Source organism: Microbacterium sp. Bi128, assembly GCF_918698205.1.
Map to the genome: position 1 here is coordinate 1 of NZ_CAKKMM010000001.1, position 25547 is coordinate 25547.

Here is a 25547-nt window from a genome sequence, read left to right on the forward strand (position 1 = left end):
GAGCCGTGGGCAACGGCGCCGGGAAACGAGCTTGCAGCCCGGCCGGGCACCGAGGTCGCCTCCCGATCGCATGGCGAGTTGACGCCTACCGGCTCTCCCTGGGTCGTCCACCGCGACCTGCAGCTCGACCCCGACAGCCGCATCGTGCTGATCGAGGGCATCGAACTCGACCTCACCCGCACGGAGTTCGACCTCCTCGCGACGCTCATGGAATCCAAGCGGCGCGTGCGCAGCAAAGCGGACCTGACGCTCGTGCTGCGCGGTGAGTCGTACGTCACGAGCTATTTCGTGGGCGAGGCCGACAAACGCGCGATCGAGGCTCACATGACCAACCTCCGCCGCAAGCTCGGCGACAACCCCGCCAACCCTCGGTACATCGAGACGGTGCGCGGGGTCGGCTACCGCCTCACCTCGGAGCTCATGGCCGCGCCCTGACGCGCCGACCCCCGACGTCACGGATGCCTCGACCCTCCCCAGGGCCGAGGCATCCGTTCTTCTGATGCGTTCGGGTCGCGATCAGACCTTGTATCCGTGGTGGCGACGGACGAGCTTGGAGAACATGAGGAGGGTCTGCAGGACGGTGACGACACCGACGATGGGCCACCCGATCCAGAGGATCGAGGACTGCACCATCGGCCCGACCAGCACCCAGATGACGGCGAGGGCGATCGCCACCGCGATGAGCACCACCATCGGCGCCCAGTGACCGAGCCCGCCACCGCGCTCGGCCTTGGCCTGCATCGCCCAGTTGTCGACCTTCTTGCGGGAGAGGAAGCGGGTCCAGGAGCGGACGAAGTGGCTGATGCGGATCCACATGAAGATCTCGGCAGGGAAGAAGAGCACGGCGAACAGCACATCGGTGCGGTCGCAGGAGGCCATCGTCCGCGCGATACGCAGGTTCAGAAGCATGGCGACCGCCGGCGGGATGAGCCATAGCGGCGAGAACACGAACGCACTGATCGAAAGCGATCCCGCCAACAGGGTCAAGAACGCCACTCGCACGAAGAGGTTGGTGAGCATGCCGAAGTTCTCGAACCAGCGCAGTCGCAGGTTGGGATGGAACGGCTGACCCTTGGTGTCGCCGCGCTGTCCGGGCCACATCAGCTCGATCGCGCCGTACGTCCACTTGACCTGCTGGGCGTCGTACCCCGACAGAGTCGTCATGCCCCCGACGTTGGCACGGGCGTACGGGCTGATCTTGGTGAGGTACCCGGCGCTCTTGATCTGCAGGGAGAGGAGCGAGTCCTCCACCTCGGAGTCCTTCACCCACGGCGTGATCTGGTGGTTCTGCTTCATCGCCTCGCGCAGCGCGTTCGTCGAGAAGATCGAGAACTGCCCGCCGAGAACGGCCATGTTGCGGCCGCGCAACAGGTTCTGCAGGTTGAACGCGGCGAACTGGGTTCGCTGTCCGGCGGTGAGGAAGCGCGCGACAAGACCCTTGATGGGCTTGTCGTCGATCGTGTAGATCGCTGAGATCCCGCCGATGCGCGAGTCCGACACGGCCTCGGTCTCGAGGTACTCCACGGCCCTGCTGTCGGCGATCGTGTCCCCGTCGACGCCGAGCAGGTAGTCGTAGCCCTCGACGAGCGAGTAGCCGTAGTTGAGGGCGCCGACCTTCTTGTCCGGGTTCTTGCCGATGTCGTGGACGAACACCTCGGTGAACTGCTCGCCGAGGTCGGTGGTGATCTCGTGCGGTCCGCTGTACTCCGAGGCGATCTTCACCGTGGCGTCCGAGGTGTTGTTGACCACGACATGGATGACGTCGGGGACGCGCGTCTGCCCGAGCAGGGCCTCGATCACCTGAGAGATCGACTCCTCCTCGTTGTACGCCGGGATGATGCACCCGATCGTCGAACGGTGGACGGTGGCGTGCTCCAGGACCGAGGCGAAGTCGTCGGCGAAGCCGTGCTCCTCGACGACGTAGCCCGCACCGGCCATGGGGTGGGTCAACGCTCGCGTCTGGGGAGCGTAGCTACGCGCGTCGGTCATGGTGGTGTCTTCCTGTCGGAGGGTGGCGGTTCAGCCGTGTCTCACTCTGGTAGGTTCGCCGCAAGGCCAACGCCGCACATGACCACCGTCCCCGCAAGGTTTCCGCAAGATTCCCCCGGGGCCCCGGCACAGGAAGAGCTTCGACGATGGTCGTCCTCGACCTCCTCGCCGCCATCGCCGCGGCCGCCGTCGCGGGGGCGGCATTGTTCCTGGCCCACGGCCGGCACGGAGACGACCGCGGAGGTCCGCGCGCAGAGCTGGTGCGCTACATGGGCGTGGCAGCCCTCGCGGCCCTCGCGTGCGCTCTCGCGAACGTCGTCGAGATCGCCGGCGGTGGGACCTTCGCCGCTGCCGTGGGCAACGCCACCAACGTCGTGGCGGTGGGCCTGGCGTGGAGCGGCGCCCGGCGGCTGAACGCCCGCCGCGCGATCGGGGCTGCCACGACGGCGGCCGGCGGCATCCTGATGCTGGGTCTCACGTTCGTCATGCCCCTCGACGACGCGACGCTGGTCAAGACCGGCGCCATCGCAGTCCTCAGCGCGCTGGCCGCCGCCGAGTTCAGCCGGCGACCTCTGGGCGAGCTCGCCGGGTCGCGGGTGCTCGTGGTCACCCTCGTCGCCTTCGGCTCCTACAACCTCTACCGACTCGTCGTGGCCTCCCTCACGGGGATGCCGTCGGCGCTGTGGCAGCACACCGCCTCCGCGCAGGTGACGACGGTCCTGAGCGCACTGGCCATCGTCGGCATGGGGTACGGGTCGGTACGGCTGGGGCGCGAACTCGACGACGACCCGGCCCCCGGTACCCGCGCACACGACCGCGGGGCGCTCCGCGCCGCCGCGGGCGACCTGCTCCTCTCCGGGGACCGCATCGGCGTCATGATCGTGCGCATCCCCGAGATCGACCTCATCCGCGCCGCGCACAGCTCCGAGCGCGCGGAAGAGATCATCCTGGTGCTCGTGGATGCGGCGAAGGAGACGATGCCCGGGTCCTCCCCCGGCGTCCCCGCCCGCGACACCGTCTTCATCGTGCACCCGAAGTCGGCGCCCCGGCCCGGGGCCGAGGACGATCTGCGGCGCGCATTCGCCGGCCACATGCCGCTGATCGACTACTCCGACGTCCCGGATCTGTCGTTCGAGCACCACGCGGTGAGCGACCTGCACGACCTGTCGCTGCTCATGGAGAGCCGGCGGCTGCGCCCGGGCTCGGGGGCGCTACCGCGCCCGTGAGACGGGTCCGCGGCGTTCAGCCCTGGTTGCCGCTCTGACCCCACCCCGGGGCACGACCGGTACTCGTGCCCGAGCCGGCCGGCGCGGGCGAGTCCGACGAGGCATCGCCGTCGAAGATCGCAACGGGGAGGTACTGGTAGACCGTCTGCTGCGTGAAAGAGGTGTCGGAGTTCGCCGTTCCCTCCACCGCGATGTTCAGCGCGAACTCGAGCGTGATCCCGTACGTGTCGGCGGGGAGCTGACGGATAGAGGTCGTCGGCACCAGGAGACCGCCCTGGAAGCTGTTCAGGAGCAGACCGCGATCGGAGCGGAGCGTGTCCGAGGGCACGAGCGTGCGCGGGTCGGCGCTGAACTGGAAGGGATTCGACACCTGGCCGCCGGCCTGCGCGGTCTGCGACGTGACCGATACCGAGGAGATGTACACGCGACGCTTCTGGGCCAGGACCGCCTTCTCATCGACACGGTGGTCGTGCACGTTGAGGGCGAAGCCGAACTGCTTCTCGTTCGAGGACGTCCACTCCATCGTGCGCTTGGGATCGACCGCCCAGACGTCCAGGCGCAGTTCGAGACCGTCCGCGACCTCCGAGGACAGCGACACCGAGCCGTCGTAGGTGAACCGGGAGTCGAACGGCATCGCCGTGGCCGACGATTGCGGAACGGGCGTGGACACCACGACCGGCTGTCCCCCGCCAGAGGTCTGGGCCTGGAGGGCGTTGAAGGCATCGACGACCTGGGTGCACCCCGTCAGGGTGACCGAGCTTGCGAGCGCGACGGCGAGAGCGAGAGCGCGCACGGGACGACGGCGAGAGGGGCTGCTCACGGGTATCTCCTGAGTCTGAGGGCGCGGGCTGCGCAGAGGTCGACGAACGACCATCACGCTGCGGGATGCAGGCCTCAGGGGGAGTCTGACCGGACGACGCGACGGGTAGGACGCGAAAGGGCGAGCAGAGACAGGATGGCGCGCAGAAGACTACACCATCGTCTATACACTCGATCACATGGCAGCCGCGAGGAGCGTTCAGCCCGCGACGTCGCCGGGCAGCTCCGACACCGACGACGCCAGCGGGCCGAGCAGCCGCACACGCTCTGTCTGGCTGCTGCAACTGGTCCTGGGGGCCAGCGTCATCATCACGGTCCTGCTCGTGCAGGCCCTCGATCCCTCGCTGTTCGCGGTCTGGACCTTCTCGAGCGGAGTCGGTGTCGTCATCGCCCTCACCGCGGTGGCGATCATGGTTCCCTGGCATCGCCTGCCACGCAATACGGTGGCGCTCATCCCCTTCGGGGACATCATCGGCATCGGCCTGCTGAGCTTCGGAACCGACCTCCGTTTCGGGTACTTCTGGGTCTTCCCCATCACGTGGATCGCCACGCATTTCATCCTGAGCATGATGATCGCTTCGCTGGCGGCCACCGGCGTCATCATCGTCGCGGATGCCGCGGTCAACGGCGTCGGCCCGGCGGCGGCGCTGCGACTGACCGTCGTGATGCTGTCGCTGACCTTCATCGGGATCACGGCGTACCTCTCCTCCCGGCAGACCCGCGCGTTCAAACAGCTGCTCCGCCGCCAAGCCACCCGACTGCAGGGCACTCTGCAGCGGGTCACCGGCCAGGAGCGCCGGGTCTCGCAGATGCTCAACGGTCTGGACACGGGAATCGCCCGGCTCTCCGTCGACGGCGAGGTCCTGGCCCTCAACGACACCTACGTCAGTCTGTACGGTATCGATCGCGACGACCCGTCTCGCCCCGGCGGTGCGGTCGAGTACGCCGCGCTCCGCGGCGAGCCGCTGGCAGAGTCGGAGCGCCCTTTCACCCGTGCGGCGAGGGGAGAGCAGTTCGAGGACGAACGGGTCTGGCTGTTCGATGCGCAGGGCAACTGGCACGCGTTGTCCGCCTCGACGCGTCGCCTCGTGTCGTCGGACGAACCCGAGAGCAGCCTGCTGATCGTCCACGACGTCACCGCGCTCATCGAGGCCGAGCGCGCCCGCGAACGTCTCGCCGCCACCGTGTCTCACGAGCTGCGGAACCCGCTCACGGCGATCATCGGACATGCCGACCTGGCGCTGGACGCCCCCGACCTCTCGCCGAAGGTGCGTGAACAGCTGGATGTCATCGTCGGAGCCGGCGAGCGCATGCAGACGCTGATCTCGGAGATCCTCGTCAACTCGCGGGGAGTCTTCCGCGACGAGAAGGCGGCCACGACGACGGATGCCACGCGCATCATCGCGTCGTCGCTGGAGTCGTTCCGTCCCGCTGCCGCTGCCCGGCGCGTGAGTGTGAGCGACGACCTCCCCGCCTCGGCCGAGGTCGTGGGCGACGGCTTCCGTCTGCGTCAGGCGTTCGACAACATCCTCAGCAACGCCATCAAGTACACCCCCGGCGGGGGAAGCGTGCACATCTCGGTCAGGGTTTCCGATGACCACGTGGAGTTGACGTTCGCCGACACGGGGATCGGCATCCATCCCGATGACCTGCCCCGGATCTTCGACCCCTATTTCCGTGCCCGGGCGGCTCGCGAGAGCCCCACACCGGGGACGGGACTGGGCATGGGTATCGTGCGCGGGATCGTCGAGGAGCAGGGCGGATCCCTCGAGCTCGAGAGCGAAGTCGGCACGGGGACGACGGTGACGGTGCGGCTGCCTTCCCCCTCGGAAGCCCGCAACGGATGACCGTGCAGCAGACGCTGGAGAACCTCGGTCTGGCGCAGGCCACCATCGCCACCCTTGCCACGCTGATGGTGATCGGCCTGGGATTCTTGCACCGCCCTTCTCGGGCCTCGCTGCTGTGGTCGCTGGCCTTCGTCCTCGCGATGTCCAGCACGTGGGTCTCGGTGACCGGCTCGGTCATCGGTGACGAGGCGATACGGCGCTCGGGGCTCGGTCTCATGCTCGGCGCCCCCGCGCTCATCTGGGCGGGTTTCCGTGCGCGGCGGGGTGTCCGGGCCCTCCCGTGGATCGCCGTGCTCCAGTCGATCGCGAGCGCCGGGGCCTTCATCGCCGCGGGGGATCTGGGTGCCTACGGGATGACGTTCCGACTGGCGTTCCTGGGTGCCGCGGTGTTCGCCGGGCTCACGGTCCTGGAGATCCGCCGCGCCGCCGACGGGCTGGAGAGGCTCGCGCTCCCCCTCATGATCGTCTCGACGGGCTTCGTCGGGCTCGCCGTCTCGATCGTCGTGGCGGGACTGGTCTTCCCCGCCAACGCGCAGGACCTGCAGCTGCCTCGGATCCTGAACAGTCTGGGGATGCTGATCTACCTCGTGTGCGCGACCGTCAGCCTGCTGTATTTCAGCTCGGTCTCGCCCGGCGGCGAGCGCTCCTCGATCTCGTGGCCGCAATTCTCGGTGATCGCGTCCGATCGCCTTGCGCGAGCGCGACGGGCGCAGGAGAGCTCGTGGGCGGTGCTCTCCATCCGCCTCGACGACCCCGATCAGATCCGCAGCACGACGGGCGAGAGCAGTTGGATTCGGATCGTCTCGACGTTCGAGGCCCTCGTCGCCGACACCATGCCGGCCGAGGCCGACCTGGGACGCCCGGCGCGGGGACGCGTGGTGGTGCTGGTGTGCCGCCCCGGACCGGTGCTTCGCGAGCACGTGCGGACCCTCCTGCGGAGATTGACCGAGGCGGATTCCGACGGGGTCGACATCCAGCTCTCGGCCAGTGTCGGATGGGTCCCGGCCGAGTCGGCCCAGTACGACCTGACCACGCTGGTGGAGCGCGCCGACGCCGCCGCCCTCATCGCCACCGGCCTCGGCGGCGACCGGTGGGAGCGCGTGCGCGCCTGATCAGCCGGCGGGCGTGGCGGCGGACCGCGCGATCGCGACGGTGATCGAGTCGCTGGCAGTCTGTTTGGCGAACTCGCTCGAGGTCGGCGTCGTCTGCAGGAGGAACTCGTAGGTGAACTGCAGGGTGACGTAGGTGGCGTCGGCGGGAACCTCTCCGACGTTGAAGGTCTGGGAGTAGCTGTACGGCGACAACACGAGATAGCCCGGCGGGTTGCCCTGATCGGTCTGGGGTGCGAGGGGCGCGAACGACTGCGTCTCGTTGCCGGGGACCGCCGTCATCGTCGCGCGTTGGAGGTACACCTTCTGCCCGTCGTCCGGCGTGACGGTGGTGGCCATCGAGATGCTCACCGGCTTGAGGGCCGTCGGAGTCCAACGGTCCATCGCCAGCGTCGACCAGTAGTTCACGGTGGCAGCGATGGCTCCGGCGGTGACCTGACGCTCCGTGGAGCCGCTGGAGAGATCGTTGGGCACCGGCGCGGGCACCGGCACGACGGCCGCCGACGGGGTGGTCGACGGCGCAGCCTGTCCCCCGCCCTGTGCCCATGGCGGAGACCCGCATCCGGCGAGGACGACCATCGTCGCCCCCGCAACGATCGCGCCCAGCGCGGCACGGCCGCGTCGCACCCGGTGCCTCATGCATCCTCCTGTGGTCTTCCGTCGAGTCTAGGCGGCGAGGGGCGCTCCGGCCCCGGAGCGCCCCTCCGGGGGGCCTAGGGTGCTGGCGTGAGTTCTCGAACCTCCCGTGCCCGCGGCACCGCAGAACGCCTCCTCGTCACCCTCACCGTGACGATGCTGGTGTCCGCGTCGCTCGGAGCGGTGTGGATCGCCGTGCGCGGGGGCCTCGCCTTCCACCACCTCTCCGCGGCCCGCGCCGCGATGACCGGTGCCCCGACCGACGACCCCCTCGCCGCGGCCGCCCTCCTGCGGTCGACGGCGGACGATGTCGCGGCGGCGCACGCCCTGACCGACGACCCGATCTGGTCCGCAGCGGGGTCGCTCCCGTGGATCGGGCCTCAGCTGACGGCCATGGCACGCGTCGCCTCCGCCACCGACCGCGCGGTCGGTGCTCTCGCACCGCTGCAGGAGATGGCATCCGCCCTCTCCTCCGGCTCTCTGCGCACCGACGACGGCAGATACGACCTCGACCTGCTGGCATCCTGGGAGCCCGGGGCGCGCACGGCCGCCGTCGCCCTCGCCGACGCGAGCGCCGAAGTGTCGTCGGTGGACCCCGATGACCTGCTGGAGCCGGTCGCCGCGCCGCTCGTGCACGCACGGGGACTCCTCGCCCGCGCGCGCGACGGAGCCGATGCCCTGCACCGCACGACCCTGCTCGTGCCGGGCATGCTCGGTGCCGACGGGACGCGGTCGTACCTGGTGGTGTTCCAGAACAGCGCGGAATGGCGTTCCCTGGGCGGGGTCGTGGGAGCAGTTGCGCAGATCGACGCCGAAGACGGGCGCCTCGCCCTCGGCGCGCAGGCGTCGTCGACGGATTTCCAGGATACCGGTGGCGAGCCCGTCGCCGACCTGCCCGAGGGTCTGCGTGCGCTGTTCGACGATCGTCCTGCCCGCTTCGTTCAGAACGTGACGCAGGTGCCCGACTTCACCGTCGGGGCCCCGATCGCGAGAGAGATGTGGCGCCGACAGCACGGTGTCGAGGTGGACGGGGTCGTCGCGGTCGATCCCGTCGCGCTCTCGTACCTCTTGCGCGCGACCGGTCCGGTGACCCTCCCGTCGGGGGACGTGCTCACGAGCGAGAATGCCGTCCCGCTGCTGCTCGACGAGGTGTACCGGCGCTATGACGATCCGAAGCGTCAGGACGCGTTCTTCCAGTCCGCCTCCGCCGCCGTCTTCGCGGCGGTGGCCGCCGGTCGAGCCGAAGCGCGTGCGCTCGTCGAGGCTCTCGATCAGGCCGCGCGGGAGCGCCGTCTGCTCGTCTGGAACGCCGATCCCGCCGCACAGGCCGTGCTCGACGGCACCGACCTGCAGGGAGCGCTGCCCGGGAATGACGCCGGTCGCACCTCGTTCGGCGTCCACGTCAACGACGGCACGGGCTCGAAGATGGACTATTACATGCGACTCGGGGTCGCCACGGCGTGGTGCTCCGACGCCACGGCGGCGCTCCGCGTGACTCTGCGCAACGAGGCCCCGGATGCCGAGACCCTCCCGGACTACGTGACAGGCGGCGGCGCATACGGTGTGCCGCCCGGCCAGACGCTCACCGGCGTCTACGTCTACCTCCCGCGGGGTGCGCTGATCGAGGGGCGGCGCACCACCCGAACCGGCGCGCCGACCGGCTTCTCCGGTGGTGACGACGGCGGCCACGAGGTGATGAAGTGGTCCGTGCTCCTGGCTCCCGGGGAGTCCGCCACCCTCGACCTGCGTGTCGCGACGCCCGCGACACCCGCCCTGGAAGCACGCGCGACGCCGACCCTTTACGCAATGGAAACCCCCGCCGGTGGTGCCTCGTGCGCAGATGAGGGATAGTCGGAGAGACGGATCCGCATCGCACTGTGGGGGCGCGATCTCCGCCGAACTGCCGCACGTGCCGTTCTCGGACACGTGTCCTCTAGCTAGTGGGTGCCGCATGAAATTCACGTTGGTCCGTTCCGTCGCCCTCGCAGCCCTCGTCGCGGGTGCTGCCCTCGTCCTCCCGGCCACCGCTTCGGCGGAGACCACCGCCGACACGCCGGAGGATGCCACCACCCACGCCTCGGCCACCTGGTCCGATGCCGGGACCGGGCCCGCTCTCGGCTTCTGGATCGGCGGCGGAACCCTCGCGCTCGCGGGTGGGGCCATCGCGGTCGGCACGACGGTGCGACGCCACCGCCACGACCCGCAGACCTGAAGACGTCGATCGCGAAGGGCCGTCCGCATCGCGGGCGGCCCTTCGCGATCACCGTCGCGGTGAGGTGATATCCGGCAGCTCCCCGCGTGAACTTCGCTGGCCCCGACGATGTCGGTCGCGCCGCCTCGGGAGACTGGCTGCACGAGCGGCATCACATCGATGCCGTTCTCGACCGCATACCCGGCCGAACCCGCCACCGAGATGGGGCCCACCATGAAGAACACGATCCTCCGTGCCGCCGCAGCGCTCTCGCTGGCGGCCGTCGCGCTGATGGCCCCGACGGCCGCCAACGCCTACACCGACCCCGCCGTCGTCATCGCCACCCCGAGCACGATCACCGCGGGCAACACCAGCACCTTCACCACCGATCTCGCCCCGTACGACGCCTCCGAAGAGATCCTGATCTCGATCACGGGCGAGAACGCCGGCGGCGCGAAGCTCGCCATGGTCAAGGCCGCCGTCGAGACCAACGCGACCCTGCGCACCCGCGCCGTGCAGGGCAAGCTGAACGTCCCGATCGCCTTCCCCACGAACGGCATCGGCACCTACGATCTGACGTTCACGGGCGTGACGAGCAAGGTCGTCCTGCACTCGCGCATCACCGTCGTGGCACCCGGCACCAAGACGCCGTCCAAGGCCGGTCTCGCGGTCACCGGTATCGACTCCGACAACACCGTCGGACTCTGGATCGCCGGAGGCGCGCTGGTCGTCGCCGGAGCCGTGGTCGGCATCGGGGCGACCGTCCGCCGACGCCACCACACCGCCTGACAGCCGCGAACATGAGAAGCGGGGGTCGTCCATCCGGACGGCCCCCGCTTCTCACGTTCGCCGTTCGTCAGGAAGCGAGAGCCGAGCGCGTCCCCGGCACCTCGGCCGTGATGAGGATCGGCAGGTGGTCGCTGAGCCCCTGCGGCAGGGTGCGGATGTGTGCGATGTCGAAGCCGATCGACGTCGCGAAGTCGTAGTGCCCGCGGAAGAAGCGGTACCGCGTGTAGGTGCGGGAATCGCTCAGCGTGAGCTCGTACCCCTGATCGCGCACAGCCTGGCCGAGGTTCTCCTTGAAGACGGGGTAGTTGTAGTCGCCCACCATCAGGGTCGGGAGCCCCGGTCCGAGGTTCTGCAACTCTGCCAACGCGGTGCGGATCTGATGCCGGCGCAGGGAGTTGAGCGCCGTGAGCGGGGCCGCATGGAACGACGCGACGATGACCTCGTGCCCGTCATCGATGTCGCGCAGCCGCACGCCGAGCATCCGCTCCTCCGCGGGCTTGAGGACGTAGTCGTGCAGCGACTTCTTCAGGGCGATCGAGCGCACATCCACCGCACGGAACGTGTTCTCGCGATAGTAGACCGCAAGCCCCAAGCGGTTGCGCTGCGTGGCCTCCGCCAGTCGCAGCCCTGAGATCTCGGTCGGGATGTCGCGGGTGTCGCACTCCTGCAGGCAGAGGAGATCCACCGCATGGGCGTCGACGAGAGCGGCGAGTTCCCCCGCGGCGCGATGCTTGCGCAAGTTGTACGAGATGACCTTCATGGCGAAGCCAGCCTAGGACGCCGAGCCCCGGAGCTCACCCAGGGTTGCCAAACCCTCAGGAACCGATTCCGTCCGCATCGCGACGATTGCGTGTCTGCTCCGCGCGGGATGCCAGCAGCTCGTCGGCGGGGTACCCCACCTCCGCCAGGACGAGACCGCGCGCGGCCAGAACCTTCGTGTCCGGGGTGCGCGCCCCCGCGTCACGGATGTCCAGGACGCGGTCCACGCCGATCCGCCCCTCGCCCACGGCCACGCAGGCGCCGACGAGCGCGCGCACCATACTGTGGCAGAACGCGTCCGCGCGGACATTGGCCGTGACCGCGCCGTCGGAGGCGCGATGCCAGTCGAACTCCAGGAGCGTGCGGATCGTCGTGGCCTCCTCGCGGGCCTTGCAGTACGCGGCGAAGTCGTGGAGACCGATGAGGCTGCGGGCAGCGGCATCCATCGCCTCGACGTCCAAGTGAGCCTTGACGCTCGTCGTTCGAGCCCGGTCGAGGGGGTCATAGCCGGTTGAGAGGTCGGCGATGCGATACGAATACCGTCGCCACACGGCGGAGAAACGGGCATCGAAGCCCTCGGGCGCCACGGACGTGCGCCGTACCGTGACGTCGGGATACGCGCCGAGAACGCCCCGCACACGGCCGGCCAGCGCGGCCACGGCATCGGTCTCGTCACCGTCCCGCCGACGACGGGGCAGACGCGCGAGCTGGTCGACGTCGAGATCGAGGTGCGCCACCTGTCCGGAGGCGTGCACTCCGGCATCCGTCCGCCCGGCCACCACCAGGCGCGGCTCCCCACCGAGGATGCGGGTCAGCGCGTCTTCGATCGCGCCTTGCACCGTGCGCAGTCCGGGCTGACGCGCCCAGCCGCGGAAATGCGTGCCGTCGTAGGAGATGTCGAGACGGATGCGCACCTATCCAGCCTAGAGGCACGGCCCCGGAGACGACTGAGGCCCCCTCCCGTCCGGGAGGGGGCCTCAGTGCGAGAGGGAGAGGGTTTACGCCTTGGCGTCGCCCTCGACCGCGTCCTCGGCGGCAGCCTCGGCCGCCGCGCCTTCTTCCGGCGACTCGGCGCCGGCGTCGGCGGCCTCGTCGACGGCGGGCGTCTCGTCAGCGGCGGTCTCCTCGGCGGGAGCCTCCTCCGCGGCGGGGGCAGCGGCCGCGGCGGGCGCGGCAGCAGCCTTGGCGGCGGACGGCTTCTTCGTGACGGGCTCGAGGACGAGCTCGATCACAGCCATGGGGGCGTTGTCGCCCTTGCGGTTGCCGACCTTCGTGATGCGGGTGTAGCCGCCCTCGCGGTCGGCGACCAGCGGAGCGATCTCGGTGAAGAGGGTGTGCACGACCTCCTTGTCACCGATCACCGAGAGAACGCGGCGACGAGCGTGGAGGTCACCCCGCTTCGCGAACGTGATCAGTCGCTCGGCGAGCGGACGCAGGCGCTTGGCCTTGGTCTCGGTCGTCTTGATCGACTTGTGGGTGTACAGGGCCGCCGCGAGGTTGGCGAGAAGCAGGCGCTCGTGGGCCGGGCCGCCGCCGAGGCGGGGTCCCTTCGTGGGCTTGGGCATGTCGTGTTACTCCAGTGGGAAGGTTCGGTCGGGTCCGACGGGTCAGACGGTCTCGTCGTCGTAGCCGCCGAAGAACTGGGCGCCGTCGAAGCCGGGCACCGAGTCCTTGAGCGACAGGCCGAGCGAGGTGAGCTTGTCGCGCACCTCGTCGACCGACTTCTGACCGAAGTTGCGGATGTTCATCAGCTGGGTCTCGGAGAGGGCGACCAGCTCCGAAACGGTGTTGATGCCCTCGCGCTTGAGGCAGTTGTACGAGCGCACCGAGAGGTCGAGGTCTTCGATCGGCATCGACAGCTCGTTGGAGAGGACGGTCTCGACCGGCGCGGGGCCGATCTCGATGCCCTCGGCTTCGACGTTCAGCTCGCGCGCCAGACCGAAGAGCTCGGTCAGCGTGCGGCCGGCCGATGCCACGGCGTCGCGGGGAGCGATCGAGGGCTTCGACTCCACGTCGAGGACGAGCTTGTCGAAGTCGGTGCGCTCACCCGCACGCGTCGCGTCGACGCGGTAGCTGACCTTGAGAACGGGCGAGTAGATCGAGTCGATCGGGATCTGACCCGCCTCGGCGTACTCGTTGCGGTTCTGGGTCGCCGAGACGTAGCCGCGGCCACGCTCGATCGTCAGCTCGAGTTCGAACTTCGCCGTGTCGTTCAACGTGGCGATGACCAGCTCGGGGTTGTGCACCTCGACGCCCGCGGGAGCGGAGATGTCGGCCGCAGTGACCTCGCCGGCACCCGTCTTGCGCAGGTACGCGGTGATGGGCTCGTCGCGCTCGCTCGAGACCACGAGCTGCTTGATGTTCAGGATGATCTCGGTGACGTCTTCCTTCACGCCCGGGATGGTGCTGAACTCGTGCAGGACGCCATCGATGCGGATGCTCGTGACGGCCGCGCCGGGGATCGACGACAGGAGGCTGCGACGCAGCGCGTTGCCGATCGTGTAACCGAAGCCGGGCTCGAGCGGCTCGATGACGAAACGGCTGCGGAACTCCCCGATCTTCTCCTCGGTCAGAGTGGGACGCTGTGCGATGAGCACTATGTGTTCCTTTCGATCACGTGCCCGCTATATGACACGTGTAATGGGGTGAGGTGTTGAGTTGTACTCGTCGGATGCCGCCCGCCCGGGGGCGTCACGGCATCCGAATGCGTGGGGTGCGCGAAAGCGCGAGCGTTCCCGGGGAGCGGCGTGCGCTCCCCGGGAACGGTGCATCAGACGCGGCGGCGCTTCGGCGGACGGCAGCCGTTGTGCGCCTGCGGCGTCACGTCCTGGATCGAGCCGACCTCGAGGCCGGCAGCCGTCAGCGAGCGGATCGCGGTCTCGCGTCCCGAACCCGGGCCCTTCACGAAGACGTCGACCTTCTTCACGCCGTGCTCCTGCGCCTGGCGGGCAGCGGACTCCGCGGCCATGCCTGCGGCGTAGGGCGTCGACTTACGCGAGCCCTTGAAGCCGACGCCGCCGGACGATGCCCAGCTGATGACAGCCCCGGAGGGGTCGGTGATCGAGACGATGGTGTTGTTGAACGTCGACTTGATGTGGGCCTGGCCCACAGCGATGTTCTTCTTCTCCTTGCGGCGCGGCTTGCGCGCGGCGGACTTGGCCTGTGCCATGTGCGGTTCTCCTGGATCCTGCGCCGGCGGAGGCCTAGCGCGCCTTCTTCTTGCCGGCGACGGTGCGCTTGGGGCCCTTGCGGGTACGAGCGTTCGTCTTCGTACGCTGACCGCGCACCGGGAGGCCGCGGCGGTGGCGCAGGCCCTCGTAGGAACCGATCTCGACCTTGCGGCGGATGTCGGCGGCCACCTCGCGACGGAGGTCACCCTCCACCTTGTAAGTGCCCTCGATGTGGTCGCGCAGGGCGACCAGCTGGTCGTCGGTGAGGTCCTTGACGCGGACGTCCGGGCTGATGCCGGTCGCGGTGAGGATCTCGGTGGAGCGGGTGCGGCCCACGCCGTAGATGTAGGTAAGTGCGATCACTACGCGCTTGTCGCGCGGGATGTCGACGCCGGCGAGACGTGCCATACGGCTCTCCTCAGAGTGTCGTGGAGGTGTGGAGCAGGATCGGTGCTCGGGCCTCCGCCCCGAGGTGTCCCCCGCATCGCGGGTTCTGATCCTGCCGGTGTGTATTCAGTTGGAAGTGATTCGTCGAGTCCGTACGGACTCAGCCCTGGCGCTGCTTGTGACGCGGGTTGCTCTTGCAGATCACCATGACGCGCCCGTGGCGACGGATGATCTTGCAGTGGTCGCAGATGGGCTTGACGGAGGGGTTGACCTTCATGATTCCTGATCTCGCTGTCTTCGATCCGCCGGAGCGGTTCGTTACTTCTCGGCCGGGCTCAGCGGTAGCGGTAGACGATGCGACCTCGCGTGAGGTCGTACGGGCTCAGCTCGACGACGACGCGGTCCTCGGGGATGATGCGGATGTAGTTCTGCCGCATCTTGCCCGAGATGGTGGCGAGCACCTTGTGACCGTTGGTCAGTTCGACACGGAACATCGCATTGGGCAGTGCCTCGGACACCGTGCCCTCGATCTCGATGACACCGTCTTTCTTCGCCATAGACTCGCTCACGCTCGTTGCAGACCGGCCGGTCTGCGGTGGATGGGGGTTTGGTGCTGCGACACGCCAATGAAGGCGCAACGCACCAAAGATCAAGCATACGTGGTAGAACGCAATGCGGCAACTTGCCGCCGTGTTCAGCCGTTCAGACGCCCGACGATGTCCTTCTGGGGGTCGCCCGTGAGGTCCTTCTGGTTCACGAGAACCTGGCCGTTGATCGCGATCGTCGGCGTGGAGATGCCCGACCCCGTCTGCGACGGCGTCTTCTTCGTCATCGCCGTGACGAACTTCGTGTAGGTGCCGTCCTGGATGCACGAGGTCACGGCATCCGAGGCGCCGGCGTCCTTCGCGATCGTGGCGAGGGTCGCGTCGTCGAGACCGGAGGTGCCCTCCTTGGGCTGCTGCGCGTACAGCGCCTTCACGAAGGCGGGGACGTTCGCCGCGTCGTCCACGGCGACGCAGTACGCCGCACCGGCGGCCCGCGTCGAATATTGGGTCCCCTGCGACTGCGCGTCGAGGATCGCGATGGGGTGGATGTTCAGCGTGATGGTGCCACCGTCCGCGAGCTGCTGGAGCGTCGGGCCGTAGGCCTGCTCGAACGAGTTGCACACCGGGCACATGAAGTCGACGTACGTGTCCACGGTCTGGTTCCCCGAGCCGACCGAGATCGCGCCGGTGTCGGCATTCACCGCCGACGACTCGGGCACGGTCCCGGGCGAGGTCGCCTGGTTGTTGGCGAACCACACCACCCCCGCGATCACGAGAACCACGACGACGGCCGCCGCGGTCACCCCGATCGCGAACCAGTTCGTCGATTTGCGAGCAGTAGCCATCATCAGTCGATCTCCTTCGGCACCACACCGAAGGGTGCCAGCTTCTCTGCACCGCCGTCGGGAGCGGTGAGGACCCAGACGCCTCCATCGTGCACGGCGACGCTATGTTCCCAATGGGAGCCGGCCGTGCCGTCGATCGTGGACACCGTCCAGCCGTCGTCCTCGACCTCGGTCGCCTGATCGCCGATCACGACCATCGGCTCGATGGCCACGGCCAGCCCGGGCCGCACCTCGGCGCCCCGGTCGGGCACCCGATAGTTGAAGACGCTCGGCGACTCGTGCATCTTTCGGCCGATGCCGTGACCGACATAGTCGCGCAGGATGCCGTATCCCCCGGCCGGAGCGTGGGTGTCGACGTACTCCTCGATCGCGGCGCTCACCTCGCCCAGGTGGGACGCGCGGCTCAGAGCGGCGATTCCCGCCCACAGTGACCCCTCGGTGACCTCGGACAGCGTCCGTCGCGGACCCACGACCTCTTCGGGCGCATCTCCGGGCACCACGACGGTGAAGGCCGAGTCGCCGTTCCAGCCGCGGAACTCCGCTCCCGCGTCGATGGAAAGCAGGTCCCCCGCCTGGAGCGGACGATCGTTCGGGATGCCATGCACCACTTGCTCGTTCACGGAGGCGCAGATCGTGTGGCGGTATCCGCGCACCATCTGGAAGTTCGACTTCGCGCCGCGGTCGGTGATGACGCGCGCGGCGGCCGCGTCGAGCTGCAGAGTGGTGACACCCGGCGCGATCAGGTCGCGGACCGCGTCCAGCGCGGCGGCCGTGATGAGGCCGGGTTCGACCATCGCGCGCAGCTGCGCGGGCTTCTTGTAGATCGAGGAACGCAGCACCACGTCAGCGTGCCGGTCGCAGACCGCGTGCCTCGAGAGCGGCGAAGATCCGCACGGTGATCTCGTCGAGCCCGCCGACGCCGTCGATCTCGTCGACGATGCCGCGGGTGCCGTAGACACTGAGGATCGGCGCCGTCTCGCGCTCGTAGATTCCCAGGCGCGTGGCGATCGCTTCCTCGGTGTCGTCCGCACGACCCTGCTCGGTGGCGCGAGCCGTCAGCCGGGCCAGGGACTCCTCACGGGGGACGACCAGCGCGATGACGGCATCCAGCTTCTCGTCGCGACCCTCGAGGAATTCGTCCAGGTGCATGACCTGCGCCAGGTTGCGCGGGTAGCCGTCGAGCAGGAAACCCTCCGCCGCGTCGGCCTGCGACAGGCGGTCGCGGACGACCGCACTGGTCAATTCGTCGGGCACGAGATCGCCCGCATCGATGATCGACTTGACCTCGCGCCCCAGGTCGGTGCCCTGGGAGACGTTGGCGCGGAACACGTCTCCGGTGGAGACGACGGGGACGCCCAGCGCTTCGCCGACACGGACGCCCTGCGTCCCCTTGCCCGAGCCCTGGGGTCCGACGATCAGAAGACGCGCAGTCATCGCAGCAGCCCCTCGTAGTGACGCTGCTGGAGTTGCGCGTCGATCTGCTTCACCGTCTCGAGGCCGACGCCGACGATGATGAGGATCGACGCGCCGCCGAACGGGAAGTTCTGGTTGGCACCGACCGTCGCGAGCGCCACGAGAGGCAGCAAGGCGATGAGGCCGAGGTAGATGGATCCGGGAAGCGTGATGCGCGTGAGCACGTAGTCGAGGTACTCCGCGGTCGGACGACCGGCCCGGATGCCGGGAATGAAGCCGCCGTACTTCTTCATGTTGTCGGCGACGTCGACCGGGTTGAAGGTGATCGCGACGTAGAAGTACGTGAAGCCGACGATCAGCAGGAAGTACACCAGCATGTAGAGCGGGTGGTCACCGCGCGTGAGGTACTGCGAGATCCACGTCACCCACCCGGCCGGCTCCTGGCCCGCCTGCGGCTGGTTGAACTGCGCGATCAGCGCGGGGATGTACAGCAGCGACGACGCGAAGATCACCGGCACCACACCGGCCATGTTGACCTTGATGGGAATGTAGGTGTTGGTCCCGCCGTAGGTACGACGCCCGACCATGCGCTTGGCGTACTGCACCGGGATGCGCCGCTGGGACTGCTCGACGAACACGACGAGCGCGACCACGACGATGCCCACCGCCAGGACGAGGAGGAAGACCTCGACACCGCGCGAGTTGAGGATCGAGAGCATCGCGGCGGGGAACGTCGCGGCGATCGAGGTGAAGATCAAGATCGACATGCCGTTGCCGACGCCACGCTCGGTGACCAGCTCGGCGAACCACATGACCAGGCCGGTACCGGCGGTCATCGTGATGATCATGAGCAGCTGGGCCCACCAGATGTCGTTGGTGAGCAACTGCTGGCACTCGGGAGCCCCGCCCGTGCCGAGCAGCTGGCCCGACCGCGCCACCGTGATCAGCGTCGTGGACTGCAGCAGCGCCAGCGCGATCGTCAGGTACCGCGTGTACTGCGTGAGCTTGGCCTGGCCGGCCTGGCCCTCTTTGTACAGCGTCTCGAAGTGCGGGATGACCACGCGCAGGAGCTGCACGATGATCGTGGCCGTGATGTACGGCATGACTCCCAGCGCGAAGATCGACAGCTGAAGGAGCGCGCCGCCCGAGAACAAGTTGACCAACGACAGCAGGCCTTCGGTGCTCCCCGACTGCGCCAGACAGCGCTGGACGTTCGGGAAGTCGACGAAGGGCGTCGGCACGTGAGCACCCAGCCGGTAGATGGCGATGATGCCCAGCGTGAAGGCGATCTTCCGCCTCAGGTCAGGCGTGCGAAAAACCCGCGCGATGGCGCTGAACAAGGGGATTCCTCCAGAAAGATCTCGGCGCGCACCGAGGCGCACACGGAATCAGACTAACCCAGAAGGGGCCGACGGCCATACGGCCGCCGGCCCCTCCTCGGGTGTGACGTCAGTTGACGGTGCCGCCGGCGGCGACGATCTTCTGCTCAGCCGAGCCGGAGACCTTGTCGACCGAGACGTTGAGCGCGACCGAGATGTCGCCGGTGCCGAGCACCTTGACCTTCTCGTTCTTGCGCACGGCACCCTTGGCCACCAGGTCGACGACGGTCACGTCGCCGCCCTGCGGGTAGAGCTCGCCCAGCTTGTCGAGGTTGACGACCTGGTACTCGACCCGGAACGGGTTCTTGAAGCCGCGGAGCTTCGGGGTGCGCATGTGCAGAGGCATCTGCCCACCCTCGAAGCCGACCTTCACCTGGTAACGGGCCTTGGTGCCCTTGGTGCCACGACCGGCGGTCTTACCCTTGGATCCCTCACCGCGACCGACACGGGTCTTCGCGGTGTGGGCGCCGGGGACCGGACGCAGGTGGTGGACCTTCAGCACGCCGGGGCGCGCCGCAGGAGCGGCATCCTTCTTGGCGGCCGTCTTACGGGCCGGAGCCTTCTTCGGGGCGTCGACCGTGGCGGTCTCGTCCTTCTTGTCAGCCATTAGTCGATCTCCTCAACCTTGACGAGGTGGGCGACGGTCTTGACGTAGCCGCGCGTCTGCGCGTCGTCGGGGCGGACGACCGAGTCGCCGATCCGCTTCAGACCGAGCGAACGCAGCGTGTCGCGCTGGTTCTGCTTCTCGCTCACCTTGGACTTGATCTGCGTGACCTTCAGACGCTCGGCCATCAGGCACCTACCTTCTGAGCGGCGGCCTCGGCGCGCACGAGGCGGGCCGGGGCGACCTGGTCGAACTCCAGACCGCGGCGGGCGGCCACGGCGCGGGGCTCCTCGAGCGACTTCAGCGCCTCGACGGTCGCGTGCACGATGTTGATCGTGTTCGACGAGCCGAGCGACTTCGAGAGGACGTCGTGGATGCCAGCGCACTCGAGCACGGCGCGGACGGGACCACCGGCGATAACACCGGTACCGGCCGCGGCGGGGCGCAGGAGCACCACACCGGCGGCAGCCTCACCCTGGACGGGGTGCGGGATGGTCGAACCCGAACGCGGGACGCGGAAGAAGTTGCGCTTGGCCTCTTCGACACCCTTCGAGATGGCGAGGGGGACTTCGCGGGCCTTGCCGTAGCCGACACCCACGACACCGTTGCCATCGCCCACGACGACGAGCGCCGTGAAGCTGAAGCGACGACCGCCCTTGACGACCTTCGAGACACGGTTGATCGTCACGACGCGCTCGAGGAACTGGCTCTCGTTGCGGTCGCGCGAACCACGGTCGCGCTGGTTGGTGTTGCGCTCGCGACCACCGCGACGCGGCTCGCGCTCACGCTCGGCGGGCGCCTGCGTCGCAGCTGCACCCTCGGCCGGCGCCGTCTGGTCGGTCACTTCGGTCTCCTTGTTGTCACTCACAGGTTCAGGCCTCCTTCACGGGCGCCTTCGGCGATCGCGGCGACACGACCGGCGTAACGGTTGCCACCGCGGTCGAACACGACGTCCGAGAAACCGGCGGCCTTGGCACGCTCGGCTACGAGCTCGCCGACCTTGCGCGCCTTGGCGGTCTTGTCACCGTCGAACGAACGCAGGTCGACCTCGAGGGTCGAGGCCGAGGCCACGGTGTGACCCTTGCTGTCGTCGACCAGCTGCACGAAGACGTGGCGGGCCGAACGCGTCACAACGAGACGGGGACGGGCTTCGGTACCCACGACCTTCTTGCGAAGGCGAGCGTGACGACGCGCGCGGGCAGCGGACTTTGTCTTGAGAGCCATGGCTACTTACCACTCTTTCCGGCCTTGCGGCGCACGACCTCGCCCGCGTACCGCACACCCTTGCCCTTGTAAGGCTCGGGCTTGCGGATCTTGCGGATGTTGGCGGCGGCCTCGCCGACGGCCTGCTTGTCGATGCCGCTCACGGTCAGCTTGTTGTTGCCTTCGACCGTGAGGGTGATGCCCGCCGGCGGGTCGACGAGGACGGGGTGCGAGAACCCGAGGGCGAACTCGACCGAGCTGCCCTTCTGCGCCACGCGGTAACCCGTACCGACGACCTCGAGGCCCTTGGTGTAGCCCTGGGTGACACCGATGATGTTGTTGTTGATGAGCGTGCGGGTCAGGCCGTGAAGCGACCGCGACTCGCGCTCGTCGTCGGGGCGGGTGACGAGAACCTGGTTCTCGTCGACCGACACCTCGAGGGGGGATGCCACGGTGAGCGTGAGCTCGCCCTTGGGTCCCTTGACGGCGACCTCCCGGCCGTTCACCGAAACGGTGACACCGGCGGGGATGTCGATGGGAAGACGTCCAATACGCGACATGTCAGATCACCACACGTAGGCGAGGACTTCCCCGCCGACGCCCTTCTGCTCGGCCTGACGGTCGGTGAGGAGACCGGAGGAGGTGGACAGGATGGCCACGCCCAGGCCGCCGAGGACCGTAGGGACCTCGGTGGACTTCGCGTACACGCGGAGGCCGGGCTTCGAGACGCGCTTGATGCCGGCGATCGACCGCTCGCGGTTCGGGCCGTACTTCAGCGTCATGGTGAGGGTCTGGCCGACGCGAGCGTCCGAAACGGACCAGTCGGCGATGTACCCCTCCTGCTTGAGGATCGCGGCGATGTGGGTCTTGAGCTTCGAGCTCGGCAGCGACACGGAGTCGTGGTGCGCCGAGTTCGCGTTGCGCAGACGGGTCAGCATGTCTGCGACCGGGTCTGTCATCGTCATGTGGTGCTTCTTTCGATCATGAGGTTTCGACTGCCGTTACACGACAGGCGACCTTCGATGAGAGGCCCCCGGGATCCCGGGGGCCCGGGGGCTCAGGCCTGAGCGTCCGCCGACTGGAACGGGAAGCCGAGCTGGCGCAGCAGCGAACGGCCCTCGTCGTCGGTCTTGGCAGTGGTGACGATCGTGATGTCGAAACCACGCACGCGGTCGATGCGGTCCTGATCGATCTCGTGGAACACGGACTGCTCCTGGAGACCGAAGGTGTAGTTGCCGTTGCCGTCGAACTGCTTGGCCGAGAGACCGCGGAAGTCGCGGATACGGGGCAGAGCGAGGTTGACCAGGCGGTCGACGAACTCCCACGCGCGGTCGCCACGGAGCGTGACGTGCGCGCCGATGGCCTGACCCTCGCGCAGCTTGAACTGCGCGATGGACTTGCGGGCCTTCGTCACGATCGGCTTCTGGCCGGTGATCTTGGTGAGGTCCTCGACCGCACCATCGATCACCTTGCTGTCACGAGCGGCCTCGCCGACACCGGTGTTCACGACGACCTTGACCAGGCCGGGGATCTGCATGACGTTCGGGTAGCCGAACTCCTCCTGCAGAGCCTTCTTGATCTCGGTGTTGTACTTCTGCTTCAGGCGGGGCTGGATCTTGCCAGCCTCCGCGGCAGTCACAGTGCTCATTCTCAGAGGTCCTTGCCTGACTTCTTCGCGAAGCGCACGCGGACGGTGCGCTTGACGCCGTCCTTCACCTGCTCCTCGACGCGGTGGCCGACACGGGTCGGCTTCTTGGTCGAGGGGTCGACGAGCGCGACGTTGGAGATGTGGATCGGGGCCTCGAACGTCTCGATGCCGCCGGTCTTGGTCCCGCGCTGGGACTGGCCCACACGGTTGTGCTTGGTGACGTAGTTCACGCCCTCGACGATGACGCGGTTCTGCTCGGTGAGGACCTCGAGGACCTTACCCTGCTTGCCGCGGTCTCCGCCGCGCTCGGGCTTGGCGCCCGAGATGACCTGAACCAGGTCGCCCTTCTTGATCTTCGCCATGATCAAATGACCTCCGGGGCGAGCGAGACGATCTTCATGAACTTCTTGTCGCGAAGCTCACGACCGACCGGTCCGAAGATACGGGTGCCGCGGGGCTCCCCGTCGTTCTTCAGGATCACGGCGGCGTTCTCGTCGAACTTGATGTAAGAGCCGTCGGGACGACGGGTCTGCTTGACCACACGGACGACGACGGCCTTGACCACGTCGCCCTTCTTGACGTTTCCACCGGGGATGGCGTCCTTGACCGTGGCGACGATGACGTCGCCCAGGCCCGCGTACCGGCGGTTCGATCCACCGAGCACGCGGATGGTCAGCAGCTCCTTGGCGCCGGTGTTGTCGGCGACCTTCAGCCGGGATTCGTTCTGAATCACTTGTTACTCCTTGGATTCCAAGCAGCCGCGAGGCTTACTTGGCCTTCTCGAGGATTTCGACCAGGCGCCAGCGCTTGGTGGCGCTGAGCGGGCGGGTCTCGTTGATGACGACCAGGTCGCCGATGCCGGCCGAGTTCGTCTCGTCGTGGGCCTTGACCTTCGACGTGCGGCGGATGACCTTGCCGTAAAGCGGGTGCTTCACGCGGTCCTCGACCTCGACGACGATCGTCTTGTCCATCTTGTCGCTCACGACGTAGCCGCGACGCGCCTTGCGGTACCCGCGGGCGTTCTCGTCGCGCACATCGTTGGCGGCGTGCTCGTGACCGACGACCTGCGCCTCGGCCTCTGCCTTCTTCGCGGTAGCCATTACTCCGCCTCTTCCTTCACGGCGTCGTCGGCGGCATCCGCCTTCTTCGCCTTGGTCTTCTTCGCCTTGGTCGCCTCGACCGGGGCCGGCGTCGCACGGATGCCGAGCTCGCGCTCGCGAATCACCGTGTAGAGACGCGCGATGTCGCGCTTGACCGCACGGATGCGGCCGTGGCTCTCGAGCTGGCCGGTGGCCGACTGGAAGCGCAGGTTGAACAGCTCTTCCTTGGCCTTACGCAGCTCCTCGACGAGGCGCTGGTCTTCGAACGTGTCGAGCTCGCTCGGAGCGAGCTGCTTGGTGCCGATCGCCATTACGCGTCGCCCTCCTCGCGCTTGATGATGCGTGCCTTGAGCGGCAGCTTGTGGATGGCACGGGTCAGTGCTTCACGAGCGAGTTCCTCGTTGACACCGGCGACCTCGAAGAGGACGCGACCCGGCTTGACGTTCGCAACCCACCACTCGGGCGAGCCCTTACCGGAACCCATGCGGGTTTCGGCCGGCTTCTTGGTCAGGGGACGGTCGGGGTAGATGTTGATCCACACCTTTCCGCCACGCTTGATGTGACGCGTCATCGCGATACGAGCGGACTCGATCTGACGGTTGGTCACGTAAGCGGGGGTGAGCGCCTGGATGCCGAACTCACCGAACGACACCTGGGTGCCACCGGTGGCCTGGCCGGAACGGCCCGGGTGGTGCTGCTTGCGGTACTTGACCTTGCGGGGGATGAGCATTACGCCGACGCTCCTTCTGCCACGGGGGCCTCGTTGCGAGGGCCACGACGACGGTCGCCACCGCGGTCGTCACGACCGCGCGACTTCGGGGCGTTGGCCTGCTCGCGGGCGAGCTCCTTGTTGGTGAGGTCGCCCTTGTAGATCCAGACCTTCACACCGATGCGGCCGAAGGTCGTCTTGGCCTCGTAGAAGCCGTAGTCGATGTTCGCGCGCAGGGTGTGCAGGGGCACACGGCCTTCGCGGTAGAACTCGGAGCGGCTCATCTCGGCGCCGCCGAGGCGGCCCGACACCTGGATCCGGACGCCCTTGGCACCGGCACGCTGCGCGCCCTGCAGGCCCTTGCGCATCGCGCGGCGGAAGGCCACGCGGGCGGAGAGCTGCTCGGCGACGCCCTGGGCGACGAGCTGCGCGTCGGCCTCGGGGTTCTTGACCTCGAGGATGTTGAGCTGGATCTGCTTGCCGGTGAGCTTCTCGAGGTCGGCACGGATGCGCTCGGCCTCGGCGCCGCGGCGACCGATCACGATGCCCGGACGGGCGGTGTGGATGTCGACGCGGACGCGGTCACGCGTGCGCTCGATCTCGATGTTGCTGACGCCCGCGCGGTCGAGCGAGGTGGTCAGCAGGCGACGGATCTTGATGTCCTCGGCGAGGTAGTCGGCGTAGCGCTGTCCGGGCTTCGTCGAGTCGGAGAACCACCGCGACACGTGGTCGGTGGTGATGCCGAGGCGGAAGCCGTACGGGTTGACCTTCTGTCCCATTACTTGCTCGCCTTCTTGTTGGCGCGAGCCGGGGCCGCAGCAGCGTCTTCCGGCGTCGCGAGCACGACCGTGATGTGGCTCGTGCGCTTCTTGATCTGGAAGGCGCGACCCTGAGCGCGGGGCTGGAAACGCTTGAGCGTCGTGCCCTCGTCGACGTACGCGTTCTTCACGTACAGGTCGGCGTCATCCAGGTACTCGTTCGTCTTGTCGGCGGTGACGCGAGCGTTCGCGATCGCCGAGGCGACGAGCTTGTAGATCGGCTCGCTCGCGCCCTGCGGCGCGAACTTCAGGATGGCGAGGGCCTCTTCGGCCTGCTTCCCCTTGATGAGAGCGACGACACGACGAGCCTTCTGAGGGGTCACGCGGATGTGTCGCACGCGTGCGATGGACTCCACCATTT

36 protein-coding genes are annotated in these 25547 nt (G+C 68.1%); 7 read left to right on the forward strand and 29 right to left on the reverse strand.

Annotated features, from left to right (window positions below):
* Positions 1-435: response regulator transcription factor (locus LQV45_RS00005; RefSeq protein WP_230005175.1), on the forward strand; the 435-nt coding region annotated here is incomplete at its 5' end.
* 81 nt (positions 436-516) lie between these two features.
* Here the strand turns inward: LQV45_RS00005 and LQV45_RS00010 are convergent.
* Positions 517-1989 carry a glycosyltransferase gene (locus LQV45_RS00010; protein ID WP_138174632.1) on the reverse strand — a complete coding sequence of 491 codons (1473 nt, stop codon included), beginning with the start codon at positions 1987-1989 and terminating at the stop codon, positions 517-519.
* Positions 1990-2135: 146 nt separating this feature from the next.
* On the opposite strand from LQV45_RS00010, the gene LQV45_RS00015 reads away from it, so the two are divergent.
* Positions 2136-3215, forward strand: a complete 1080-nt coding sequence (locus tag LQV45_RS00015; RefSeq protein WP_230005176.1) for a hypothetical protein — start codon at positions 2136-2138, stop codon at positions 3213-3215.
* 16 nt (positions 3216-3231) lie between these two features.
* Here LQV45_RS00015 and LQV45_RS00020 read toward each other — a convergent pair whose 3' ends face one another.
* The gene (locus LQV45_RS00020) at positions 3232-4035 is read right to left on the reverse strand and encodes a fructose 1,6-bisphosphatase (RefSeq protein ID WP_230005177.1); all 804 of its coding nucleotides are present in this window, start codon (positions 4033-4035) and stop codon (positions 3232-3234) included.
* 178 nt (positions 4036-4213) lie between these two features.
* On the opposite strand from LQV45_RS00020, the gene LQV45_RS00025 reads away from it, so the two are divergent.
* Together LQV45_RS00025 and LQV45_RS00030 are read left to right on the forward strand one after the other, a co-directional pair.
* Positions 4214-5881: a cell wall metabolism sensor histidine kinase WalK gene (locus tag LQV45_RS00025; protein WP_230005178.1), complete on the forward strand. Its 1668-nt coding sequence runs from the start codon at positions 4214-4216 to the stop codon at positions 5879-5881.
* Complete coding sequence (locus LQV45_RS00030) at positions 5878-6993, forward strand: hypothetical protein (protein ID WP_230005180.1); 1116 nt, start codon at positions 5878-5880, stop codon at positions 6991-6993. The genes LQV45_RS00025 and LQV45_RS00030 overlap by 4 nt, the downstream gene beginning before the upstream one ends.
* On the opposite strand, the gene LQV45_RS00035 is transcribed toward LQV45_RS00030, so the two are convergent.
* Positions 6994-7629 (reverse strand): hypothetical protein, encoded by a 636-nt coding sequence (locus LQV45_RS00035; RefSeq protein ID WP_230005181.1) that lies wholly within the window; start codon positions 7627-7629, stop codon positions 6994-6996.
* Positions 7630-7716: 87 nt separating this feature from the next.
* Here LQV45_RS00035 and LQV45_RS00040 point away from each other — a divergent pair, with 87 nt between their 5' ends.
* From LQV45_RS00040 to LQV45_RS00050, 3 genes are all read left to right on the forward strand, one after another.
* Positions 7717-9477 carry a DUF4012 domain-containing protein gene (locus LQV45_RS00040; protein ID WP_230005182.1) on the forward strand — a complete coding sequence of 587 codons (1761 nt, stop codon included), beginning with the start codon at positions 7717-7719 and terminating at the stop codon, positions 9475-9477.
* Positions 9478-9577: 100 nt separating this feature from the next.
* A complete protein-coding gene (locus tag LQV45_RS00045) occupies positions 9578-9838 on the forward strand; it encodes a hypothetical protein (RefSeq protein ID WP_230005183.1) in 261 nt (86 codons plus the stop codon).
* 159 nt (positions 9839-9997) lie between these two features.
* The gene (locus tag LQV45_RS00050) at positions 9998-10606 is read left to right on the forward strand and encodes a hypothetical protein (RefSeq protein ID WP_230005184.1); all 609 of its coding nucleotides are present in this window, start codon (positions 9998-10000) and stop codon (positions 10604-10606) included.
* 67 nt (positions 10607-10673) lie between these two features.
* Here LQV45_RS00050 and LQV45_RS00055 read toward each other — a convergent pair whose 3' ends face one another.
* The 26 genes from LQV45_RS00055 to rplV all read right to left on the reverse strand — a co-directional run bounded on the left by LQV45_RS00055 (position 10674) and on the right by rplV (position 25545).
* Positions 10674-11366: an endonuclease/exonuclease/phosphatase family protein gene (locus tag LQV45_RS00055; RefSeq protein WP_138174648.1), complete on the reverse strand. Its 693-nt coding sequence runs from the start codon at positions 11364-11366 to the stop codon at positions 10674-10676.
* Positions 11367-11421: 55 nt separating this feature from the next.
* Complete coding sequence (truA, locus tag LQV45_RS00060; protein WP_230005185.1) at positions 11422-12279, reverse strand: tRNA pseudouridine(38-40) synthase TruA; 858 nt, start codon at positions 12277-12279, stop codon at positions 11422-11424.
* 84 nt (positions 12280-12363) lie between these two features.
* Complete coding sequence (gene rplQ, locus LQV45_RS00065) at positions 12364-12930, reverse strand: 50S ribosomal protein L17 (protein ID WP_138174652.1); 567 nt, start codon at positions 12928-12930, stop codon at positions 12364-12366.
* Between the two features lie 42 nt (positions 12931-12972).
* Positions 12973-13962: a DNA-directed RNA polymerase subunit alpha gene (locus LQV45_RS00070; protein ID WP_022879045.1), complete on the reverse strand. Its 990-nt coding sequence runs from the start codon at positions 13960-13962 to the stop codon at positions 12973-12975.
* Positions 13963-14135: 173 nt separating this feature from the next.
* Positions 14136-14534, reverse strand: coding sequence for a 30S ribosomal protein S11 (gene rpsK, locus LQV45_RS00075; RefSeq protein WP_013583990.1), 399 nt, complete (start codon positions 14532-14534; stop codon positions 14136-14138).
* A gap of 34 nt (positions 14535-14568) precedes the next feature.
* The gene (gene rpsM, locus LQV45_RS00080) at positions 14569-14943 is read right to left on the reverse strand and encodes a 30S ribosomal protein S13 (protein WP_063256596.1); all 375 of its coding nucleotides are present in this window, start codon (positions 14941-14943) and stop codon (positions 14569-14571) included.
* A gap of 139 nt (positions 14944-15082) precedes the next feature.
* On the reverse strand, positions 15083-15199 hold the full coding sequence (gene rpmJ / locus LQV45_RS00085) for a 50S ribosomal protein L36 (protein ID WP_138174654.1): 117 nt from the start codon (positions 15197-15199) through the stop codon (positions 15083-15085).
* A 58-nt stretch (positions 15200-15257) separates the two neighbouring features.
* A complete protein-coding gene (infA, locus tag LQV45_RS00090; RefSeq protein ID WP_013583992.1) occupies positions 15258-15479 on the reverse strand; it encodes a translation initiation factor IF-1 in 222 nt (73 codons plus the stop codon).
* Positions 15480-15616: 137 nt separating this feature from the next.
* Entirely contained in the window at positions 15617-16315 is a 699-nt protein-coding gene (locus tag LQV45_RS00095) for a thioredoxin domain-containing protein (protein WP_230005186.1), read from the reverse strand.
* Complete coding sequence (map, locus tag LQV45_RS00100) at positions 16315-17154, reverse strand: type I methionyl aminopeptidase (protein ID WP_230005187.1); 840 nt, start codon at positions 17152-17154, stop codon at positions 16315-16317. Before map ends, LQV45_RS00095 begins: the two co-directional genes overlap by 1 nt.
* A gap of 1 nt (position 17155) precedes the next feature.
* Positions 17156-17746 (reverse strand): adenylate kinase, encoded by a 591-nt coding sequence (locus LQV45_RS00105; RefSeq protein WP_230005188.1) that lies wholly within the window; start codon positions 17744-17746, stop codon positions 17156-17158.
* The gene (secY, locus tag LQV45_RS00110) at positions 17743-19065 is read right to left on the reverse strand and encodes a preprotein translocase subunit SecY (protein WP_138174662.1); all 1323 of its coding nucleotides are present in this window, start codon (positions 19063-19065) and stop codon (positions 17743-17745) included. Before secY ends, LQV45_RS00105 begins: the two co-directional genes overlap by 4 nt.
* A gap of 109 nt (positions 19066-19174) precedes the next feature.
* Positions 19175-19711: a 50S ribosomal protein L15 gene (rplO, locus tag LQV45_RS00115; protein ID WP_138174664.1), complete on the reverse strand. Its 537-nt coding sequence runs from the start codon at positions 19709-19711 to the stop codon at positions 19175-19177.
* Positions 19711-19896 (reverse strand): 50S ribosomal protein L30, encoded by a 186-nt coding sequence (gene rpmD, locus LQV45_RS00120; RefSeq protein ID WP_013583998.1) that lies wholly within the window; start codon positions 19894-19896, stop codon positions 19711-19713. The genes rplO and rpmD overlap by 1 nt, the downstream gene beginning before the upstream one ends.
* A complete protein-coding gene (gene rpsE, locus LQV45_RS00125; protein WP_171024263.1) occupies positions 19896-20576 on the reverse strand; it encodes a 30S ribosomal protein S5 in 681 nt (226 codons plus the stop codon). Before rpsE ends, rpmD begins: the two co-directional genes overlap by 1 nt.
* Positions 20573-20932: a 50S ribosomal protein L18 gene (gene rplR / locus LQV45_RS00130; protein ID WP_230005189.1), complete on the reverse strand. Its 360-nt coding sequence runs from the start codon at positions 20930-20932 to the stop codon at positions 20573-20575. Before rplR ends, rpsE begins: the two co-directional genes overlap by 4 nt.
* A gap of 2 nt (positions 20933-20934) precedes the next feature.
* Positions 20935-21471: a 50S ribosomal protein L6 gene (gene rplF / locus LQV45_RS00135; RefSeq protein ID WP_138174669.1), complete on the reverse strand. Its 537-nt coding sequence runs from the start codon at positions 21469-21471 to the stop codon at positions 20935-20937.
* 6 nt (positions 21472-21477) lie between these two features.
* Positions 21478-21876: a 30S ribosomal protein S8 gene (rpsH, locus tag LQV45_RS00140; RefSeq protein ID WP_138174671.1), complete on the reverse strand. Its 399-nt coding sequence runs from the start codon at positions 21874-21876 to the stop codon at positions 21478-21480.
* A 92-nt stretch (positions 21877-21968) separates the two neighbouring features.
* The gene (gene rplE / locus LQV45_RS00145) at positions 21969-22559 is read right to left on the reverse strand and encodes a 50S ribosomal protein L5 (RefSeq protein ID WP_230005190.1); all 591 of its coding nucleotides are present in this window, start codon (positions 22557-22559) and stop codon (positions 21969-21971) included.
* 2 nt (positions 22560-22561) lie between these two features.
* Positions 22562-22921 carry a 50S ribosomal protein L24 gene (rplX, locus tag LQV45_RS00150; protein ID WP_094736303.1) on the reverse strand — a complete coding sequence of 120 codons (360 nt, stop codon included), beginning with the start codon at positions 22919-22921 and terminating at the stop codon, positions 22562-22564.
* Between the two features lie 2 nt (positions 22922-22923).
* Positions 22924-23292, reverse strand: a complete 369-nt coding sequence (rplN, locus tag LQV45_RS00155; RefSeq protein ID WP_013584005.1) for a 50S ribosomal protein L14 — start codon at positions 23290-23292, stop codon at positions 22924-22926.
* 34 nt (positions 23293-23326) lie between these two features.
* The gene (gene rpsQ, locus LQV45_RS00160) at positions 23327-23659 is read right to left on the reverse strand and encodes a 30S ribosomal protein S17 (protein WP_134125036.1); all 333 of its coding nucleotides are present in this window, start codon (positions 23657-23659) and stop codon (positions 23327-23329) included.
* Positions 23659-23970, reverse strand: a complete 312-nt coding sequence (gene rpmC, locus LQV45_RS35600; protein WP_138174675.1) for a 50S ribosomal protein L29 — start codon at positions 23968-23970, stop codon at positions 23659-23661. Before rpmC ends, rpsQ begins: the two co-directional genes overlap by 1 nt.
* Complete coding sequence (rplP, locus tag LQV45_RS00170) at positions 23970-24389, reverse strand: 50S ribosomal protein L16 (RefSeq protein WP_077049577.1); 420 nt, start codon at positions 24387-24389, stop codon at positions 23970-23972. The genes rpmC and rplP overlap by 1 nt, the downstream gene beginning before the upstream one ends.
* Positions 24389-25147: a 30S ribosomal protein S3 gene (gene rpsC / locus LQV45_RS00175; RefSeq protein WP_058230882.1), complete on the reverse strand. Its 759-nt coding sequence runs from the start codon at positions 25145-25147 to the stop codon at positions 24389-24391. The genes rplP and rpsC overlap by 1 nt, the downstream gene beginning before the upstream one ends.
* Positions 25147-25545 carry a 50S ribosomal protein L22 gene (gene rplV, locus LQV45_RS00180; protein ID WP_058623970.1) on the reverse strand — a complete coding sequence of 133 codons (399 nt, stop codon included), beginning with the start codon at positions 25543-25545 and terminating at the stop codon, positions 25147-25149. The genes rpsC and rplV overlap by 1 nt, the downstream gene beginning before the upstream one ends.
* Positions 25546-25547: the final 2 nt, after the last annotated feature.